The 16,721-nt window shown below is 51.3% G+C and carries 15 protein-coding genes, 6 tRNA genes and 1 other RNA gene; 12 read left to right on the forward strand and 10 right to left on the reverse strand.

The window, feature by feature from the left end:
* Window positions 1-6: 6 nt before the first annotated feature.
* Window positions 7-82 (reverse strand) — tRNA-Ala (locus PMPD1_RS16080).
* A 45-nt stretch (window positions 83-127) separates the two neighbouring features.
* Window positions 128-203, reverse strand: a tRNA-Ala gene (locus PMPD1_RS16085).
* Between the two features lie 279 nt (window positions 204-482).
* Here PMPD1_RS16085 and PMPD1_RS16090 point away from each other — a divergent pair.
* Window positions 483-836, forward strand: a complete 354-nt coding sequence (locus tag PMPD1_RS16090; protein WP_173634999.1) for a YfeC-like transcriptional regulator — start codon at window positions 483-485, stop codon at window positions 834-836.
* Between the two features lie 58 nt (window positions 837-894).
* Here PMPD1_RS16090 and gltX read toward each other — a convergent pair whose 3' ends face one another.
* Complete coding sequence (gltX, locus tag PMPD1_RS16095) at window positions 895-2,310, reverse strand: glutamate--tRNA ligase (protein WP_173635000.1); 1,416 nt, start codon at window positions 2,308-2,310, stop codon at window positions 895-897.
* A gap of 278 nt (window positions 2,311-2,588) precedes the next feature.
* On the opposite strand from gltX, the gene PMPD1_RS16100 reads away from it, so the two are divergent.
* The 5 genes from PMPD1_RS16100 (at window position 2,589) to PMPD1_RS16120 (ending at window position 3,127) form a co-directional block, all read left to right on the forward strand.
* Window positions 2,589-2,664: transfer RNA gene (locus PMPD1_RS16100), tRNA-Val, on the forward strand.
* Between the two features lie 41 nt (window positions 2,665-2,705).
* A tRNA-Val gene (locus PMPD1_RS16105) sits at window positions 2,706-2,781 on the forward strand.
* A 34-nt stretch (window positions 2,782-2,815) separates the two neighbouring features.
* Window positions 2,816-2,891 (forward strand) — tRNA-Val (locus PMPD1_RS16110).
* Window positions 2,892-2,895: 4 nt separating this feature from the next.
* Window positions 2,896-2,971: transfer RNA gene (locus PMPD1_RS16115), tRNA-Lys, on the forward strand.
* A 29-nt stretch (window positions 2,972-3,000) separates the two neighbouring features.
* Window positions 3,001-3,127, forward strand: a non-coding RNA gene (locus PMPD1_RS16120) — RtT sRNA.
* 146 nt (window positions 3,128-3,273) lie between these two features.
* Here PMPD1_RS16120 and PMPD1_RS16125 read toward each other — a convergent pair.
* Together PMPD1_RS16125 and PMPD1_RS16130 are read right to left on the reverse strand one after the other, a co-directional pair.
* Window positions 3,274-3,579: a YdgH/BhsA/McbA family protein gene (locus tag PMPD1_RS16125; protein ID WP_173635001.1), complete on the reverse strand. Its 306-nt coding sequence runs from the start codon at window positions 3,577-3,579 to the stop codon at window positions 3,274-3,276.
* 354 nt (window positions 3,580-3,933) lie between these two features.
* Window positions 3,934-4,854, reverse strand: coding sequence for a LysR family transcriptional regulator (locus PMPD1_RS16130; protein WP_173635002.1), 921 nt, complete (start codon window positions 4,852-4,854; stop codon window positions 3,934-3,936).
* Between the two features lie 95 nt (window positions 4,855-4,949).
* Here PMPD1_RS16130 and PMPD1_RS16135 point away from each other — a divergent pair, with 95 nt between their 5' ends.
* Window positions 4,950-5,969, forward strand: a complete 1,020-nt coding sequence (locus PMPD1_RS16135) for a bile acid:sodium symporter family protein (RefSeq protein WP_173635003.1) — start codon at window positions 4,950-4,952, stop codon at window positions 5,967-5,969.
* A 32-nt stretch (window positions 5,970-6,001) separates the two neighbouring features.
* On the opposite strand, the gene PMPD1_RS16140 is transcribed toward PMPD1_RS16135, so the two are convergent.
* The 3 genes from PMPD1_RS16140 to zipA all read right to left on the reverse strand — a co-directional run bounded on the left by PMPD1_RS16140 (window position 6,002) and on the right by zipA (window position 9,298).
* A complete protein-coding gene (locus tag PMPD1_RS16140; protein WP_173635004.1) occupies window positions 6,002-6,217 on the reverse strand; it encodes a DUF3820 family protein in 216 nt (71 codons plus the stop codon).
* Complete coding sequence (gene ligA, locus PMPD1_RS16145) at window positions 6,195-8,237, reverse strand: NAD-dependent DNA ligase LigA (protein WP_173635005.1); 2,043 nt, start codon at window positions 8,235-8,237, stop codon at window positions 6,195-6,197. The genes PMPD1_RS16140 and ligA overlap by 23 nt, the downstream gene beginning before the upstream one ends.
* A 65-nt stretch (window positions 8,238-8,302) precedes the next feature.
* On the reverse strand, window positions 8,303-9,298 hold the full coding sequence (gene zipA / locus PMPD1_RS16150) for a cell division protein ZipA (RefSeq protein WP_173635006.1): 996 nt from the start codon (window positions 9,296-9,298) through the stop codon (window positions 8,303-8,305).
* A 217-nt stretch (window positions 9,299-9,515) separates the two neighbouring features.
* Between zipA and cysZ the strand changes: the two genes are divergently transcribed.
* From cysZ to crr, 5 genes are all read left to right on the forward strand, one after another.
* Window positions 9,516-10,310, forward strand: coding sequence for a sulfate transporter CysZ (gene cysZ / locus PMPD1_RS16155; protein ID WP_173635007.1), 795 nt, complete (start codon window positions 9,516-9,518; stop codon window positions 10,308-10,310).
* Between the two features lie 149 nt (window positions 10,311-10,459).
* Window positions 10,460-11,431 carry a cysteine synthase A gene (cysK, locus tag PMPD1_RS16160; RefSeq protein ID WP_173635008.1) on the forward strand — a complete coding sequence of 324 codons (972 nt, stop codon included), beginning with the start codon at window positions 10,460-10,462 and terminating at the stop codon, window positions 11,429-11,431.
* A 393-nt stretch (window positions 11,432-11,824) separates the two neighbouring features.
* Window positions 11,825-12,082 (forward strand): phosphocarrier protein Hpr, encoded by a 258-nt coding sequence (gene ptsH / locus PMPD1_RS16165; RefSeq protein ID WP_058912663.1) that lies wholly within the window; start codon window positions 11,825-11,827, stop codon window positions 12,080-12,082.
* A 161-nt stretch (window positions 12,083-12,243) separates the two neighbouring features.
* Window positions 12,244-13,971: a phosphoenolpyruvate-protein phosphotransferase PtsI gene (gene ptsI / locus PMPD1_RS16170; RefSeq protein ID WP_173635009.1), complete on the forward strand. Its 1,728-nt coding sequence runs from the start codon at window positions 12,244-12,246 to the stop codon at window positions 13,969-13,971.
* A 43-nt stretch (window positions 13,972-14,014) separates the two neighbouring features.
* Window positions 14,015-14,518: a PTS glucose transporter subunit IIA gene (gene crr / locus PMPD1_RS16175; RefSeq protein ID WP_173635010.1), complete on the forward strand. Its 504-nt coding sequence runs from the start codon at window positions 14,015-14,017 to the stop codon at window positions 14,516-14,518.
* 50 nt (window positions 14,519-14,568) lie between these two features.
* On the opposite strand, the gene PMPD1_RS16180 is transcribed toward crr, so the two are convergent.
* Window positions 14,569-15,918 carry an ATP-binding protein gene (locus tag PMPD1_RS16180; RefSeq protein ID WP_173635011.1) on the reverse strand — a complete coding sequence of 450 codons (1,350 nt, stop codon included), beginning with the start codon at window positions 15,916-15,918 and terminating at the stop codon, window positions 14,569-14,571.
* Window positions 15,915-16,595, reverse strand: coding sequence for a response regulator transcription factor (locus PMPD1_RS16185; protein ID WP_173635012.1), 681 nt, complete (start codon window positions 16,593-16,595; stop codon window positions 15,915-15,917). The genes PMPD1_RS16180 and PMPD1_RS16185 overlap by 4 nt, the downstream gene beginning before the upstream one ends.
* Window positions 16,596-16,721 lie beyond the last annotated feature (126 nt).

Raw genomic sequence — 16,721 nt, forward strand, 5'->3', positions numbered from 1 at the left:
AGAAGATGGTGGAGATAAGCGGGATCGAACCGCTGACCTCTTGCATGCCATGCAAGCGCTCTCCCAGCTGAGCTATACCCCCACTACAGGAAGCGAGTTTTCAGTACCAAACCTACTGGTGAAGATTTGGTGGAGCTAAGCGGGATCGAACCGCTGACCTCTTGCATGCCATGCAAGCGCTCTCCCAGCTGAGCTATAGCCCCGAACCGAAAAACCGTGTCGTGTTGACGGACGGCATAATATGAAACGCTCTACAGAGTGTCAACGGCAAATTCAGTTTCTGTGGTTGATCGCTGAAAAAGCCGCCAACAACGAAAATGAGTCTGAAAAATGCCGCAATAAACATAGCCGATCGCGCGTGAAAGCCCGAGCTACGCCGGATAATCAAAATTAACCATTTATATTGGCGATTCCAGTTAGTTTCTCCTGTCACAATTTATTGTAAGATACTCCCCTAACTCTTCTGTTACAGGGATAGCAACGTGAAAAAGGAATGGTTAACACCCGAAGAACTGGCGCAACTTACCGGTTATAGTCGCCAAACAATTAATAAATGGATTAAGCGTGAGAACTGGACCACGGCACCAAAACCCGGTGTTCAAGGTGGTAAAGCACGTATTATTCATATTGATGATCGCGTGACCGAGTTTTTGAAATCCACCCGGCATGCTGCCGAACCTAGCGCGGCTTATATGGCAAACCCGGCTACGCTTTCGGCGTTATTAGTGAATTCGATCCAACAAATGTCTCTGGCGGAACAAAATAAACTAGCCGCGCTGTTATTACGTGAAGGCGTGCAAGGATTATTACAACGCTTAGGGATTAGCGAAAATTAGCGGTAAAAAAACCGGAAACAGTAATCTGTTTCCGGTTTCGCATTACGCAACGTAATTTTTATGCTTGCGCTTCGCGCTCGGCAATATAGTTCAGCGCTTTTTCAATCCGGGCAATAGAGCGTGACTTGCCTATCGCCTGCACGGTGACATCCAGCCCTGGCGACTGACCGGCACCGGTCACGGCAACACGCAGCGGCATACCGACTTTCCCCATCCCTACCGCTAACTCGTCGGCGGTGGACTGAATGGCGTGATGAACATTTTCCGCTGTCCATTCACTCACTGCGGCCAGCTTATCACGCACGGTTTCCAGTGGCTGACGCGCGACCGGACGCAGGTGTTTTTTCGCCGCATCGGCATCAAAATCAGTAAAGTCTTCGTAGAAATAACGGCAAGAGGCAGCCATCTCTTTCAACGTTTTGCAACGCTCACCCAGCAATTTCACCAATTGCGCCAATTCCGGGCCGGTGCGCGTGTCGATATTTTCCTGCTCAATGTGCCATTGCAAATGCGTCGCAACATACTCAGGCGGCAGCGAATTAATGTAGTGATGGTTCAGCCATTGCAATTTTTCGGTATTGAAGGCGCTGGCGGATTTACTTACCGCATCCAGCGTAAATAGCTGCTTCATCTCTTCAATGCTGAAAATTTCCTGATCGCCATGCGACCAGCCGAGACGGACTAAATAGTTGAGCAATGCTTCCGGCAAATAACCATCATCGCGATATTGCATCACCCCGACCGCGCCGTGGCGCTTGGAGAGTTTTTTACCATCATCGCCCAAGATCATTGAAACATGCGCGTAAACCGGCACCTGTGCGCCAATCGCTTGCAAGATATTGATCTGGCGCGGCGTGTTGTTGATATGATCTTCACCACGGATAACGTGGGTGATGCCCATATCCCAGTCATCCACCACCACACAGAAATTGTAGGTTGGTGAACCGTCGGTACGGCGGATGATCAGATCATCCAGCTCCTGGTTACTAAATTCAATCGGCCCGCGAATCTGGTCGTCAAAAATAACTGACCCTTCTTGCGGGTTACGGAAGCGCACGACGCAAGGTTCATCAGCAGCATGATGTTGATGACTATCGCGACAATGACCGTCGTAACGCGGTTTTTCGCCGTTGGCCATTTGCGTTTCACGCAGGTTTTCCAGACGCTCTTTCGAGCAGTAACATTTATAGGCAGTGCCCGCTTCCAGCATTTCATCAATTACCGCGTTATAGCGATCGAAGCGTTTGGTTTGGTAATACGGGCCTTCATCCCAGTTCAGACTCAGCCAGTTCATTCCATCCATGATGGCATCAATCGCCTGCTGCGTTGAACGCTCCAGGTCGGTGTCTTCAATACGCAAAACAAATTCGCCGCCCAGGTGACGGGCAAACAGCCATGAGTAGAGCGCGGTACGGGCACCGCCGACGTGCAAATAGCCAGTCGGACTCGGAGCGAAACGGGTTTTGATTTTCATTAAGCGTTGCCTTGAATATGCGGATTTTCTGAGGTATGACAGAAAATAGCGAGTAGATGCCGGGTTAAGGTTAAGTGTGCTTATTCTACCATCTGCCTCTGATTCCTCAACGGCAATCCCGGTGAGTTTCGATCAACCCGCTGCGATTTCACACAGTAAAACAGTGATTTTGCCTAAAATGAGGTCGGCCTGACTAAATTTAAGACGAACGATCGTTTTCGTTTTAAAAACCGTTGACTCATTTTGAACTCTCCCTATAATGCGACTCCACACAGCGGGGGTGATTAGCTCAGTTGGTAGAGCATCTCCTTTACACGGAGGGGGTCGGCGGTTCGAGCCCGTCATCACCCACCATTTTATAGATGGCCCGCAAAGTAGTACAAGATTTGAGAGATGGGTGATTAGCTCAGTTGGTAGAGCATCTCCTTTACACGGAGGGGGTCGGCGGTTCGAGCCCGTCATCACCCACCATTTCTCATCAGGTTCTTGTAGGCAGTACCGAAATGGGTGATTAGCTCAGTTGGTAGAGCATCTCCTTTACACGGAGGGGGTCGGCGGTTCGAGCCCGTCATCACCCACCATTTCGGGTCGTTAGCTCAGTTGGTAGAGCAGTTGACTTTTAATCAATTGGTCGCAGGTTCGAATCCTGCACGACCCACCAATGTAGAAAGGCGCCCTAAAGGCGCCTTTTTGCTATGCTAAATCGGCAGGGTTCGAACCGTAAAAGGTTCGAGTCGAGCGAAGGCGAGACAACGTTGCCAGCGGCAACGGCCCGTAGGGCGAGGCCAAAGGCCGAGTCATCCTGCACGACCCACCAATGTAGAAAGGCGCCCTAAAGGCGCCTTTTTGCTATGCTAAATCGGCATAGTGCATCATATTTAAATCTATTATTCCCAAATTGATACAAAAAATGAGAAAAATAGACATTGCTTATTATTTATATTACGCCTAATAAAAAACCCATTAACCGTAAGCCACTTTATCATTGATATGATACAAGGTCGCCGTCGCCGCTAATACATGCTGCCCATCATTACCGGGTTCATGAGATTCAATATCCGTAATGTGATAACCGACCGCACCCGCAGCCAGCGCTTTCTTCACAAACGCATCATTCAGCTCCTCCATCGACGTCACCCAACTCACCGACGTCACGCCTGAAGGCTGGATTGACGCGATTTCACGATGCGATAACCCGGCACGAATTAACACCGGTTTCGCCTCCTGGTGGGTAAAAATGGAGATAACATCATTAATTAATTTTTTCATTTTCTTACTCCTCTGGAAACCACATCAGAGCCGATTATTAAACGCTGTGAGTTTTTCTGTTATTGATGCATAGCTGATAAATTTCTTTTATATATATATCGACAACGGCGCACGGAAAATAATGCGTACCGGTTGAATCAATAAACACCTTTTCATGTGACTTGTTTTAGCTTTAATTGCTAATAGAATGTTAAAATAAGTTCAGCCACACTTCATTTAATGTTTACGGCGTTTTTTTCATCTGATTACATTTTGGCGCTCTCTGAAACGAAACGGCACCGCACAAACAATCCGTGGTGAAAAAGGAGAGTTAGCTGGCAAGCCCACGAGAAAAATTGCTGCAATATCAATTACTCAAAACGCCGGAAACTGTTCACGCTGCCGCGTCAACAATGCCGCCTGCTGGCTCACTTCTTGCCAAATCGCCTCTGCTGCCGGTGAAAGCGAGCGATTCTTACGGCGGATCAACATCAGCGTGCGATTAATCTCCGGAAAAATCCGCCGCACCAGTAGCGGACGTCCTTCCGGCATCGGTAAAGCCAGAGCAGGCAGAATACTGATCCCAATCCCGGCTTCCACCATCGGATAAAGCGTCGCGGGATGCCCAATCTCTTGTACAATTTCGGCATTAACGCGCTGTTGCCGAAGCGCCTCATCAATCAATATTCGACTGCCGGAGGCGTAATCCTGTAAAACCAGCAGCCGCCCATTAAGACAACGCCAACTCACCTGCTCTCGCTGCGCTAAGGCATCATCCTGACGGCATAACAATAAAAAAGGCTCCTCCAGGATCGGCTGACAGGCAAAATCCGCTGAGGCCAGCGGCCCGATAATAATGCCGAAATCCACTTCCGCGTTACGCACGCTTTGCAGCACCCATTGTTGCGGGCGATCGCGCAGCATCACTTTAATATCCGGGTAATGTTGCTGGCTGGCGGCCAAACACTGCGGCATAAGATGTGCGGAGATGGTTTGGCTAGCGGCTACCCGCACAGTCCCGCTACGTTGCTGGCCGTAACTGCGCGCATCCAATAGCGTAGTGTTCAACTCTTCCAACAGACGCTCCAGCCGCGTAGCGAGTTGTTGCCCCGCTTCGGTCAGCAACACTTCACGCGTGGTTCGGTCTAACAGACGGATCCCCATCTCCGTTTCCAACTCTTTAATGCTATGGCTTACCGCCGATTGGCTCAGGCCAATGGCTTGCCCTGCCTGGCTAAATCCGCCCTGCTGCGCCACCGCCACAAATACGCGTAACTGCCGAAGAGAGTAATTCATCTATTCAATTCATATATACATTCAATAAATCAATTTTATTTCTAAACCCTAACCGCGCACAATGGCCGTTATTCATTTTTTATCAGGCATGCGTTATGGGAATTTTTCGACTCGACCCGATGATGGTCAAACTGATTATCACCGTCCTGTTGGCAACCTTTTTACCGGCGAAAGGCGCTTTTGTACCGTTTTTCGAATGGCTGACTACCGCCGCAATCGCCCTGCTGTTTTTTATGCATGGCGCAAAACTTTCACGGGAAAAAATTATCGCTGGCAGTAGCCACTGGCGGCTTCATCTCTGGATTATGTTCAGTACCTTTGTCCTGTTCCCACTCCTTGGTCTGGGTCTGGTCTGGTGGCATCCGGTCGACGTAGGGGCGGATATTTATACTGGCTTCCTCTACCTTTGCATCCTTCCCGCTACCGTACAGTCCGCCATTGCTTTTACTTCGATGGCAGGTGGTAACGTCGCCGCCGCAGTGTGTAGCGCTTCGGCCTCCAGTTTGCTTGGCGTCTTCATTTCACCGTTACTGGTTGGACTGGTGATGAATATCCACAGCGCCGTACCGGGTAACGGGCTGGAGCAGATTGGTAAAATCATGCTGCAACTGTTGGTACCCTTTGTACTTGGGCACATCGCCCAACGCTGGATTGGCGGCTGGGTGGAAAAACACCGTTCCTTAATCGGGAAAACCGATCAGACATCGATTTTATTAGTGGTCTACTCCGCCTTTAGCGAAGCGGTAGTTAACGGCATCTGGCATCGCGTTGGCGTCACCACGCTGGTTTGGATCCTGCTGGGTAGTTTACTGTTACTGGTGCTGGTACTGGCGATCAATCTCGGCGCAGCGCGCCTGTTCGGCTTTAACCGTGCGGATGAAATTACCATTCTGTTTTGTGGTTCAAAGAAAAGCCTGGCAAACGGGGTACCGATGGCCAACATCCTGTTCCCGGCTTCGGCGGTGGGGATTATCGTGCTGCCGCTAATGGTGTTCCACCAGGTACAGCTAATGGTGTGCTCATATATCGCTCAGCGCTATAAAAAGCAACATGACGCGAAGGCCGCACGGCAAATGCCGGAAAAAGGAAAAGCGGCTATTGAGTCACAAAAATAGCCGCAGCGGCTAATCTTACTACGGCGAGCCGCTTAGCTACGCTTAAGCGGCTTTACCAAACCTTCCAGCCCTTCAATTTTTATCGCCAACGTCATTTGCATTAGCTCGCCCAGATGCCCTTGTGGGAATTCGCCCTTGCGGGCAAACCACAATAAATAGGGCTCGGGGAGATCAATCAACGCGCGCCCCTTATATTTACCAAATGGCATCGGCGTATTCGCGATTTCAATCAGGTGCTCTTTCTCCATCCGGCTCTCCCAGCAAGCGGATCATTTCCGCCTCATCAATCACCTCAATCCCCAGCTCTTGCGCCTTCGCCAGCTTAGAACCCGCCGCTTCACCGGCAATCACTAAGTCGGTTTTCTTTGAAACGCTACCGCTGACCTTGGCGCCCAGCGCGTTGAGGCGCGCTTTGGCATCATCACGCGACATAATGCTGAGCGAGCCGGTCAATACCACGGTTTTACCGGCGAATGGGCTCTCAATTTCCGCCACATTCACCACCTCGACCGCCGGCCAGTGGATACCAATCTCCTCCACCAACTGACGGATCACCTCGCGGTTGCTCTCCTCCTCCATGAAGTTGCGTACGTGCGTTGCCACTACGCTGCCCACATCCTGTACGGCGATAAGCGCTTCAAGCGGCGCATCCATTAATGCTTCTAGCGTACCGAAATGCGCCGCGAGGTTAGCCGCCGTCGCCTCGCCCACTTCGCGGATCCCCAAGGCGTACAGGAAACGCGCCAGCGTGGTCTGTTTAGCGTTATCTAATGCATTGACCACATTCTGCGCCGATTTCGGCCCCATCCGATCCAGGCCGGTCAATTTACCGGCCGTCAGACGGAAGAGATCCGCCGGGGTTTTGACATACTCTTTTTCGACCAGTTGATCGATAATTTTATCGCCCATGCCGTCAACATCCAGCGCGCGACGCGAAACGAAATGCTTCAGCGCTTCTTTACGCTGGGCACCGCAAATTAACCCACCGGTGCAGCGCGCCACCGCTTCGCCTTCCACTCGCTCAACATCGGAACCGCATACCGGGCAATGCAGAGGGAAGACCACTTGCGCCGCGCCTTCCGGACGTTCTGACTCCACGACGCTAACCACCTGCGGAATCACGTCGCCTGCCCGTCGAATCACCACCCGGTCGCCAATTCGCAAACCCAGGCGCTCGATTTCATCGGCATTGTGTAGCGTCGCGTTACTGACCGTTACGCCAGCCACTTGAACCGGCTCCAGGCGGGCAACCGGCGTAATTGCGCCGGTACGTCCAACCTGAAACTCGACGTCACGTACCGTGGTCATCTGCTCTTGCGCCGGGAACTTAAAGGCAATCGCCCAGCGCGGCGCGCGCGCCACGAAGCCAAGCTGTTCCTGTAGATCTTGCGAATCCACTTTGATCACCACGCCATCAATATCAAAACCCAGCGTTGGGCGATCACTCTCAACCTGGCGGTAAAATGCTAACACCTCTTCCGCGCTATGGCACAACCGAACCCGATCGCTGACCGGCAAGCCCCATGCTTTAAATTGTTGCAGGCGTTGCCAGTGGCTACGCGGCATCTCGCCGCCTTCCAGTAAACCAAATCCATAGCAGAAAAAGGTCAGCGGACGTTTGGCGGTAATACGCGGATCTAACTGACGCAATGAGCCTGCCGCCGCGTTACGTGGATTGGCGAAAACTTTATTTCCACTACGACGCGCCTCAGCATTGAGCTTTTCAAAACCGCTCTGGGTCATAAAAACTTCGCCGCGCACTTCTACTCGCGCCGGAATATTGTCGCCTTTCAACCGTAGCGGTATGGCGTGGATGGTTCGCACGTTAGCGGTGATATTCTCACCGGTGGTGCCGTCGCCGCGCGTTGCCGCGCGTACCAGCAAACCATCTTCATACAACAAGCTCACCGCCAGCCCATCGAGTTTTAATTCACAGCAGAATGTGATGTCCTCAGTGCTTTTCAGACGATCCTGAACACGTTTGTTGAATGCCAGGTAGCTGGTTTCATCAAAGGCGTTATCCAGCGATAACATCGGCACCTCATGGCGCACCTGCTCAAAGGCGCCCAATGGCGCGGCGCCTACCCGTTGCGTTGGCGAATCCGGCGTCACCAAATCAGGATGCTTTTCTTCCAACTCGCGCAATTCGCGCATCAAGCGGTCGTACTCCACATCGGGTACTTCAGGCGCGTCCATAACGTGATAAAGGTATTCGTGATGACGAAGCGTGGTTCGCAATTGGGTGATTTTGTCTTGTACGGATTCCATAACGCACCATCAGAGATAAAAAAACCCCGACAAGCGGGGGTTTAAGATAGGAATGACGAGGTCGCTTACGCGTTCGCGTCAATTACATCGCGAATACGCGCCTTGTAGGTTTCCAGCTTTTGCGGCGTCATCATACGACGCTCATCATCCAGCACCACGCCGCCAACATCATCGGCAATACGTTGAGCCGACTGGAGCATCAGCTTAAAGTTTTGATTCGCATCGCCATAGGAGGGCACCATCATAAAAATGGAGACACCAGGCGTAGTGAAGTCCGCCATTTCATCCGGGTTAAACGACCCCGGCTTCACCATATTCGCCAGGCTGAATAACACCGGGCCACTGCCCGCAGGGTTTAGATGCCGATGGAAAATATTCATTTCACCAAACTGGAAGCCGGCCTGCAGCACGCCCTGTAGCAAACTTTCACCGTTCAGAGTACCGCCGGCATGCGCGGCAACATGTAGCACCAACACCGTTTCTTTACTGCGCTCTTCGCGCGGCGCGGCGGTTGGCTGGGCAGCCTGCTGGCGCAATTCAGGCTCAGGTTGAACCTCTTCCTCGTCGTCGAACGCCTCGTCATCCAACAGCGGATCTTTCTGTTCAGACGGCGCAAACTGCGGTTCAGGTTTTACGCGCACCGGTTCTGGCGCGCGCGGCGCAACCACCGGCGCCTGCTCCGCAATAGAAGGCGCATCGTCATCAAACAACGGGTCACGCTGCGCGGCGTCATCCGGCGTGGCGACGTGGCGAACCGGCTCCGGCTGTTTGCGCGGCGCAGGTTGTATTTCTGGCTCCTCGTCCTCAGCCGTAAACCCACCGAACGCAGGCTCATCATCATGCGCTGGCCGGGTCGGCGCACGGCGCACGCGAACTTCCCCTACCCCTTCATCCTCAACATCGGTAAGGTTCTCTTCGTCATTCTGCTTTAAACGCTTGTGCGGGCGATCGCGAAAAACGGAAGAACGCTCTTTACGGCTGGTCCACAGACCGTGAAGAAGCAATGCTATTATGGCGATCGCGCCAACAACGATTAATATCAGACGCAAATCCTGCATCATTGTATTCTCTGTTGTTCCAATACCTTGCCACCACGGCAAACTTTATTCTCTAACTGTATTTGTCCAGGTACACAAGTGCAAGTCTACGCAGTATTTTCTGACAAATAAGATAACGCCGACACGCTTTTTTGCTGTTTTTTCGACCAAAAGACATCTGGTCAGGCAAAAAAGCCAGGTTATGATAGCGCTGCTCTCACCATCAGGAGAAACTCGTTACATGCTAAACGACACTACCTTCACCGAACGTAATGGCATCCACTATTTTGCCGAGGGCTGGAAACTGATCCGCTTACCCGGCATTCGTCGCTTTGTCATTTTGCCGTTATTGGTGAATATTGTGTTACTGGGCGGCGCCTTTTATTGGCTTTTTCAGCGCTTAGGGCTGTGGATACCCGCGTTAATGTCCCACATCCCCGGCTGGTTACAGTGGCTCAGCTATCTGTTATGGCCGCTGACCGTCATCTCGCTAATTTTAGTGTTTAGCTACTTCTTTTCCACTCTCGCCAACTGGATTGCTGCCCCTTTTTGCGGGTTGTTGGCAGAACAACTTGAAGGGCATCTCACCGGCAAGCCGTTGCCTGATAGCGGCTGGGTTGCGATGATGAAAGACATTCCACGCATAATGAAACGTGAATGGCAAAAGCTGGCCTGGTATTTACCGCGTGCGCTGGGGTTGTTGTTACTCTACTTTATTCCCGGTTTTGGTCAGACTGTGGTGCCGGTATTGTGGTTTTTATTCAGCGCCTGGATGCTGGCTATTCAATATTGCGACTACCCTTTTGATAATCATAAAGTGAGTTTTCGCCAAATGCGCCATGCGTTGAGCCAACACAAAGGCGACAACATGCAGTTCGGCGCGCTAGTGAGTCTATTTACTATGATTCCCATACTAAACTTGGCGATTATGCCAGTGGCGGTCTGCGGCGCGACGGCGATGTGGGTGGATCGCTATCGCCAGTCGTTAGGGCGTTATCCGGCGGAAAACCAAGCAGAAAACCTCTCGCGCTTTTGAGAGCCTGAATCGGTAAAAAAGCCTTATGCATTTTCGTGAAGCCCTTATTTCGGTAGAACATATCCATATACGATTTCTTTCCTTCCTTGATAAATCGGAAAGGGTATGCTCTTGGGGTTCCCTATATTTCATACAGTTAAGGACGGGCTATGAGTAAGATCTATGAAGACAACTCTTTGACCATCGGTCATACGCCGCTGGTTCGACTGAACCGCATCGGCAATGGGCGCATTCTGGCGAAGGTAGAATCCCGTAACCCAAGTTTCAGCGTCAAATGCCGTATCGGTGCCAATATGATTTGGGATGCGGAGAAACGTGGCATATTGAAGCCCGGTATTGAACTGGTGGAACCCACCAGCGGGAATACCGGTATTGCGCTGGCTTACGTTGCCGCCGCACGCGGTTACAAACTAACGCTGACGATGCCGGAAACCATGTCAGTCGAACGTCGCAAACTCTTAAAAGCGCTGGGCGCCAACCTGGTGCTGACCGAAGGCGCCAAAGGCATGAAAGGCGCGATTGCCAAAGCGGAAGAGATCGTTGCCAGCGATCCGGACAAATTTGTACTGCTCCAGCAATTCAGCAACCCGGCTAACCCGGAAATTCATGAAAAAACCACCGGCCCTGAAATTTGGGAAGATACCGACGGCGAAGTCGATGTCTTCATTGCGGGCGTCGGCACCGGCGGCACGCTAACCGGCGTTAGCCGTTACATTAAAAATACCAAAGGCAAAAAAGCGTTAGTCACCGTCGCGGTGGAACCAACCGATTCACCGGTTATCGCGCAAGCGTTAGCGGGTGAAGAGATTAAACCCGGCCCGCACAAAATTCAGGGCATCGGCGCGGGCTTTATTCCGGGCAACCTGGATCTCAACCTGATCGACCGCGTGGTCGCCATCACGAATGAAGAGGCGATTTCCACCGCACGTCTATTGATGGAAGAGGAAGGTATTCTGGCCGGTATCTCTTCTGGCGCTGCGGTTGCCGCCGCGCTGAAGCTGCAGGAAGAAGAAGCTTTCGCCAATAAAAATATCGTGGTGATCTTGCCCTCTTCTGGCGAACGTTATCTCAGTACCGCATTGTTTGCCGATCTCTTCACCGAGAAAGAGCTGCAACAATAATGCCAACGTGCATGATTTGATGAAAAAAGCACCCAACAGGGTGCTTTTTTGTGGCACGCATCAAAGTTTTACCACCCGGTAGATTGATTTTACCCTCCAGGCTCTGGTATTTAAGCTGCCAATTATTTCGATCCGCAAAATTAATCGCCGCATGAAATGGATCAAGCTGAATCGATTTACTGATTTGGTGCATTACTGCAATTCGCGGCATAATAGGACGTGGAAAAGCGAAGCGATACCTTGTTTTCTGCCAAGCTAACTCTCATATCCTTAATTGCGCATTTTTTGGCGAGTTTCATACTCATGCCAGCGCAACCAACACAGGCTAAAGTTGCGCCACCAGGCTACGCTTTAGATCCATAACACCAAACCAATTTAAGTTGGGGAAACATAATGTTCCAGCAAGAAGTCACCATCACCGCACCTAACGGTTTGCACACTCGCCCGGCTGCACAGTTCGTGAAAGAAGCAAAAGGCTTCACCTCCGAAATCACCGTCACCTCTAACGGCAAATCAGCTAGCGCGAAAAGCCTGTTTAAACTGCAGACGCTGGGCCTGACGCAAGGCACCGTGGTTACACTGTCTGCCGAAGGTGAAGATGAGCAGCAAGCGGTTGAGCATTTAGTCAAGCTGATGGCTGAACTCGAGTAATTCACTCAGTCTCTCAAAAAAACCGTTTCATTAGGCCATTGAGTGCCAACATTTTGATCGCGGACATTACGTCCGCGTTACTGCATCCGTAAAGTACACTTTTTGTAAATTACTGACAGTTGGCATCACCTAATGGGCCATCGTTATAGAAAGGTAGGGTTATGATTTCAGGCATTTTAGCATCACCGGGTATCGCTTTCGGCAAAGCACTTTTGCTGAAAGAAGATGAAATCGTCATCAACCGGAAAAAGATTACTGCGGATCAGGTTGATCAGGAAGTTCAGCGCTTCCTCACTGGGCGGAGCAAAGCCGCCGAACAGCTCGAAGCCATCAAAATCAAAGCCGGCGAAACCTTCGGTGAAGAGAAAGAAGCTATCTTCGAAGGCCACATTATGCTGCTGGAAGATGAAGAGCTGGAGCAGGAAATCATAGCCCTAATCAAAGAAGATCACGCCACCGCCGATGCGGCGACCCACTCGGTGATCGAGGGGCAAGCCAAAGCGTTGGAAGAGTTAGATGACGAATACCTGAAAGAACGTGCGGCTGACGTGCGTGATATCGGTAAACGCCTACTGCAAAACATCCTTGGTCTGCATATTGTTGACCTGAGCGCGATTGAAAATGAAGCCATTCTGGTGGCGAAAGATCTGACTCCGTCCGAAACCGCTCAGCTAAATCTGAAAAAAGTATTAGGTTTCATTACCGACTTGGGCGGCCGTACCTCCCATACCTCGATCATGGCCCGCTCGCTTGAGCTGCCAGCGATTGTCGGTACTGGCGAAATCACCAATAGCGTCAAAAACGGTGATTATTTAATTCTGGATGGCGTCAATAATCAGATTTATATCAATCCAACCGCCGATGTTATTGAAGAATTAAAAGCGGTACAGAGCCAATATCTGTCTGAGAAAAACGAACTGGCCAAACTGAAAGATCTGCCGGCGGTGACGCTGGATGGGCATCAGGTTGAAGTCGGCGCCAATATCGGTACCGTGCGTGACATCCCAGGCGCGGAGCGGAATGGCGCGGAGTGCGTTGGTCTGTATCGTACCGAATTCCTGTTTATGGACCGCGACTCTCTGCCTTCTGAAGAAGAGCAGTTCCAGGCGTACAAAGCAGTGGCGGAAGCCATGGGCACCCAATCTGTTATCGTGCGTACTATGGATATTGGCGGCGATAAAGATTTGCCGTACATGAATTTGCCGAAAGAAGAAAACCCCTTCCTCGGCTGGCGTGCGATTCGTATCGCGATGGATCGTAAAGAAATTTTGCATGCTCAGTTGCGCGCCATTCTGCGTGCCTCCGCCTTTGGTAAATTGCGTATCATGTTCCCGATGATTATTTCGGTGGAAGAAGTACGTATTCTGAAAGGCGAGCTGGAGTTGCTGAAAACGCAATTACGTGAAGAGGGTAAGGCTTTCGACGAATCCATTGAAGTTGGAATCATGGTGGAAACGCCGGCTTCGGCGGTCATTGCACGTCACCTGGCGAAAGAAGTGGACTTCTTTAGTATTGGGACAAACGATTTGACGCAGTATACTCTGGCGGTTGATCGTGGTAACGAACTGATTTCCCATCTCTACAACCCAATGACGCCGTCTGTCCTTGGCCTAATCAAGCAAGTTATTGATGCATCGCATGCTGAAGGTAAATGGACCGGAATGTGTGGTGAGCTGGCTGGTGATGAACGTGCTACACTACTGTTATTGGGAATGGGGCTGGACGAATTCAGCATGAGTGCCATTTCTATCCCGCGCATCAAAAAAATTATTCGCAATACCAATTTTGAAGATGCGAAGGCATTAGCAGAGCAGGCTCTGGCTCAACCGACTGCGGAAGAGTTGATGAACCTGGTCAACAAGTTCATTAAAGAAAAAACACTCTGCTGATTCCGCGAGACGCTGGCCCAATATTACTGCTTAGGAGAAGATCATGGGTTTGTTTTCTAAACTTTTTGGCGACAAAACAGAAAGCGCATCGGGTACCATCGAGATCGTTGCGCCGTTGTCAGGTGAAATCGTCAATATTGAAGACGTGCCGGACGTGGTGTTTGCCGAAAAAATCGTCGGTGATGGTATCGCGATTAAGCCGGCAGGCAACAAGATGGTTGCGCCGGTTGATGGCACCATCGGTAAAATTTTTGAAACTAACCACGCTTTTTCAATCGAGTCTGACAATGGCATCGAGCTGTTTGTTCACTTCGGTATTGATACCGTTGAACTGAAAGGCGAAGGCTTCAAACGCATCGCGGAAGAAGGCCAAAAAGTGAAAAAAGGCGACGTGGTCATTGAGTTCGACCTGCCGTTGCTGGAAGAAAAAGCCAAATCTACCCTGACGCCGGTGGTGATCTCTAATATGGATGAGATCAAAGAGTTAATTAAACTCACCGGCCAGGTTACCGTGGGTGAAACCCCGGTTATCCGCATTAAAAAGTAAACGCGCGTGGCGCATCGATTAAACGGCACCTGCGGGTGCCGTTTGTGTTTCTACTCCCCTTGCCAGTGCGGCAAACGAATCGTCAGCATCAGGCCGCCCTGCCTGGCATTCTCTGCCTGCACCTCGCCTCCGTGCGCCAAAATAACTTTACGCACAATCGACAGACCAAGGCCATATCCTTTACCCGTCAGCGGAGAATTCACGCGCACAAAAGGATCGAAGATACTGGACAGTTTTCCGGCATCCACCCCCGGCCCCTGGTCGCTTACGCTTACCACCAGCCAACCAATCTCCCGCCGCAGGCTAACCGCCACCTTCTGCCCCTGTAGCGAGAAACGTAGCGCATTGCGTACCACGTTTTCCACCGCACGGCGTACCAACTCCGCGTTCCCTTTCACCGTGTACTCTTCAGCGTCATCCACCTCAAGTAAGATCTCGACGCCGGGAACCTGCGCCTCATAACGCGCATCGTTAACCACCACTTCCAGCAAACCGAGCAGATCAAAATACTCTTCTTGCGGTAAATTCTCATGCTCCGCTCGCGACAGCGTTAATAGCTCGCCAATCATCTTGTCCAACCGGCGCGCTTCTTCATCAATCCGATCGAGAGAAGCGCCCACCGATTCTGGCGTTTGCCGCGCCAACCCGGTCGCCAACTGTAAACGCGCCAGCGGAGAACGCAACTCATGAGAAACATCGTGTAGCAGCGCCTCACGGGCATCAACCAGCACCGTTAAACGCTCTACCATCGCATCAAAATCACGCGCGACGATCGACAACTCATCATGACGTCGACGCATTGCCGGATAGAGGCGCACCGATAAATCCCCGTTAGAAACTTTAGTAAACCCTTCGCGCAACTGGCGCATAGGTCGCGTTAAGTTCCAGGCCAGCAACGAACTAAATAACAGGCCAAACAGCCCGGCAATAATCAGCATCGGCTCAGGAATATTCAGGAAACTGTGCCGCGCTTTTCTCGCCCGCATCAGATTATCCTCGCGCAACCCTTCCATATCGTAATGCAACTGATATTGTTGCCCGTCGGCACCGGTAACCCGTTCAGATACTTCGGCGGGAAACACCTCGGTAGAAGCAGCGTGCGCAGGGATTTCATCTGCGCCTGCGCGCAGTGGGATCACCGAAAAAAAACGGCGATCTTCACGCGGCCAGTCGGCCATCATGTTATCCAGCGCCGCCGGGCCATCGCGTTGCAAAACCGAGACCGCCGAGGTCATCTGCAAATCCACCATGCGCCTCAGCGCACTGAATTCCGGCGGCTCGTGGTGATGTTTACCATACAGGGTAAAGCCCAGCCAAAGCAGTTGGCTGATGACGATAAAAACTAACCAAAAAGCGAACAGAATTTTCCAGAACAGGCGGCCACGAAAATCACGCTTCATCGAATGCGATACCCGATACTGCGGACCGTTTCAATGGTGACGGCGCCGCCGCTGAGGGCTGAGAGCTTCTGACGGATATTACTGATATGCACATCCACGCTGCGGTCATAAGGTTCGCGTGGACGCCCTAACCCACTCTCGGAAAGTTCATCTTTTGAAACGACCCGTTCCGGCGAACGCAGGAGCAAATCCAGCAGATTAAATTCTGAAGCGGTTAAATCAAACGGCTGATTTTTCCAGGCGCTAATACGCGTGGCGGGATTCAGCGAAAGATCGCCCCAACCAATCAACGCTTTTTTCTCCGTTACCGGCACCTGCTCTTCAAAACGGCGCAGCACCGCCCGTAAACGCGCCACCAATTCACGCGGATAGCAGGGTTTGGGCATATAATCATCTGCGCCCATCTCTAGGCCAATGACACGATCAATATTATCCCCTTTCGCCGTCAGCATAATCACCGGAATACGGCTGCTTTGCCTGACCTGGCGCAGCACATCAATTCCACTCATATCCGGCAGCATAATATCAAGGATCATGGCAGTATATTCACCGGATAAAGCCCCCTCAATGCCCGCGCTACCGGTAATCACCAATGAGGCGTCAAACCCCTCGCCAATTAAGTATTGGCTTAGCATGGTGCCCAACTCAACATCATCATCGACTAATAAAATTTTCATGGCGATTCTCTCACAAGCTTCCGCCGCTATTTTGACCGGCCTCGGATGCTTTCGCAGCTAGTTTTACTCTATTCTTACATTGCTCTCGCGGCGTTCTAATTCGCGTTTTTATTTTAATCGCGTAAA

The sequence above is a fragment of the Paramixta manurensis genome, from assembly GCF_013285385.1.
In the GTDB taxonomy this organism is placed as follows: domain Bacteria; phylum Pseudomonadota; class Gammaproteobacteria; order Enterobacterales; family Enterobacteriaceae; genus Paramixta; species Paramixta manurensis.